Origin of the sequence: Ohessyouella blattaphilus, from assembly GCF_024721265.1 — a bacterium.
Taxonomy (GTDB): Bacteria; Bacillota; Clostridia; order Lachnospirales; family Lachnospiraceae; genus Aequitasia; species Aequitasia blattaphilus_A.
Genome location: NZ_JAMXOC010000058.1, coordinates 1 through 2,637, shown reverse-complemented (window position 1 = coordinate 2,637; position 2,637 = coordinate 1). Strand labels below are relative to the sequence as shown.

Here is a 2,637-nt window from a genome sequence, read left to right as displayed (position 1 = left end):
TTGTGGGCGGGGTAACGGGAAAGCGCTTTAGTTTTATGGAGGAGGAAATCATGGAAAGCGCTGATGCCAAGAAGTATCTGGAACAGATGATTAGGGAGACGCCTATATTTGAGGAACCAAGTCGGATGATCCCGAGAAGAGGTAGATAACTATGGAACAAGAACGAGAAGTACGAGAAATACTAATGAATATGCGCGGAATGAGTAAGGCTATGAAGGGAATGTTTCTTTTTAACAATACGTTAGCGGCTGGTGGCATTATGCTTCTTATGACTTTCATGCGTAGACTACTGGCAGAGAAACTTGTAAAGGCAGGGGAAGTGAAGTCCTTAGAGAAGTTTATTGTCAGTACCAGTGGTGATTATGAAATCCAAAACATTCCCGATGCCAGCACTTCTACCTCACTATCAGCAGTGGAATTAGAAAAAGAACTAAAAAACATTGGAATTCAATATGCAGTTATTCCAGACCTGAATAAAGAAGATGGCATTATTCAAGTAGCCATTCAAAAAGGGGATAGAAGTAAGTTTCAGGCATGGTTTGATCGCTATTTGATGTGGAGCTTGCGAGGCGGAGAAAAGTCCATTCAAGATCTGCAAAACCTAACGAATAATAATGACAGTATCATTAGCATTCCCTTAGAAGGAAAACAAGAATTGATAAAGGAAGACTTTTTGTCTTTGGGGATCAATTATGCAGTACTTCCAGACTTAAATGTAGGCGATGGTGAAATTCAGTTGATGGTTGCCAATGGAGACGTTCAGAAAGTACAGCACTGGTATAAGCTGTACCGTGAGGAGTGCTTTAGAGGTGGGGAAGAACTAGGTGAGCTTCAGCTTATCAGTTCTGCCGATTATGGAAATACTGGGCTTATCACAGAAGCCAAGTATATTGAGCAGGCAGATGAAACGTACAAACGAGCAAGTGAAAAGTATAATCAGCCTCCCGGTAGCATAGAGAGTTTGTTTTTAAGCGAAGAGCAGAAAGTCCGGCAAGCAACAGACGTAGGCTTCTTAGAGTACTATAACAATCCAGAATACGTTGCCCTTTCGATAAATCGTGAAACCCTAGTAGAAAAAAGTTCCTATGCTGGGGGTGATACTGTTAACAGTCAGGGGTTTTTCGCTTCTAGGGTGCCAGGCACATGGGGAGAAAGTGAACAAACGTTGATCCTACCAGCAGAACAAGTTTTTGTAACCGATGAGGGGCACACGTATCTCGCGTATCTCCATAAAGAGCAAAAGCCAATCATTATGGATGCAAAAGGTGAACTGGTTACCGTTGAACAGCGTCCTACCGGCGGCGAACTCTTTGCCACTCACTATCAGCAAGTAGACTCTTTGGTAGCAAAGAAGTCGATGGATAGTCTGACTACAAAGGTAGCGAAAGATGTGGGTGAAAGAATACCAGCGAATCCGATTAAGGCTAGGTAAGGGGGAATGTAGCATGCAGACGAAAAAGCAAACACCGTATTTAATGTATAGCATATCCCTGCTGGTCTTTCTCATAATCGGGTATTATGTAGGCGCCTTTTATGTAATCCCTGGTGCAAACTTCGGAACGATTAACGAGACCATCAGGGTAATAGCTACCAATCCTTTTGCCAACTACATAAACGAGAAGACCCCCGCCATGGTTGGTCTTTTTTTTGTCCTCTGGATTATGTTTGTCAGCTATTACGCATATCATTATCGCAATTTTTACTTTCATAAGGAGCACGGCTGCGAAGAGTGGGGAGATGTGAAGAAGCTATGTCGATTGTTAGCGGACAAAGACGAAAGCAAAAATCGTATTGTCTCTAAGAATATGAAAATAAGTAAGCGGAAACTTTCCAATAACAACATGTTAGTGATTGGACCACCAGGTACCTATAAGACGACTTCTATTATTATTCCTAATCTCCTTCAAGCGGCCAATACCTATGTGGTTTTAGATGTTAAGGGTGAACTCATGCGTACCACGGGAAACTATTTGAAAGAAAAAGGATTTGCTATCAGGAGCCTAAACCTAAAGGAACCTTGGAAGTCAGATCGGTATAATCCATTTCACTGGATTGTACGTGAAAATGACCTAATTCGGTTAATCACCAATTTGCATGAAAGCGTGAGAAAACCAGAAGCCATGCAAAGCGAGCCTTTTTGGGATGATGGAGTGGATCTGTATTTGCAAGCTCTTTTCTTTTATGAATGGCTAGAAGCAAAAGAAGAAAAGCGCACGGGGAGTATGAACAATATCCTAAAGCTTGTAAATATGGAGACGAAGAAGGTTGATGACAAGACTACTCAGCTACAATTTAAAATGAATAAGCTGGCCAAGGAAAAGGGAGCGGATTATCCGCCAGTTCGCGATTATCGGAAGTTAAAAGAAGGGGCTACGGAGACGGTTCGCAGTATTGTGATTATGGTAAACGCCATGCTCAAGTTATGCGAGACGGCAGACATCAAACGAATTTTTAGCGGTAATGATATAGATATGCGAGCCCTTGGGCTAGGCATCGATGGAAATCCCCACCGAAAAACAGCGTTATTTTTAGTGCTTCCCGATAACGATAAATCGTACAATTTTCTAATTTCCATGTTCTACACGTGCGCCCGTAAGTGCGGCTCATATGTCGCACGCGGCTAATTGAAAATCTGTT

2 protein-coding genes are annotated in these 2,637 nt (G+C 42.3%); both read left to right on the top strand.

The genetic code is table 11. The annotated features are described in order from the left end of the window. Positions 1-151: 151 nt before the first annotated feature. Entirely contained in the window at positions 152-1,432 is a 1,281-nt protein-coding gene (locus NHH16_RS15225) for a hypothetical protein (protein ID WP_262070446.1), read from the top strand. Positions 1,433-1,445: 13 nt separating this feature from the next. Beyond that, on the top strand, positions 1,446-2,624 hold the full coding sequence (locus NHH16_RS15220) for a type IV secretory system conjugative DNA transfer family protein (protein WP_262070445.1): 1,179 nt from the start codon (positions 1,446-1,448) through the stop codon (positions 2,622-2,624). The last annotated feature ends 13 nt before the right edge of the window (positions 2,625-2,637 follow it).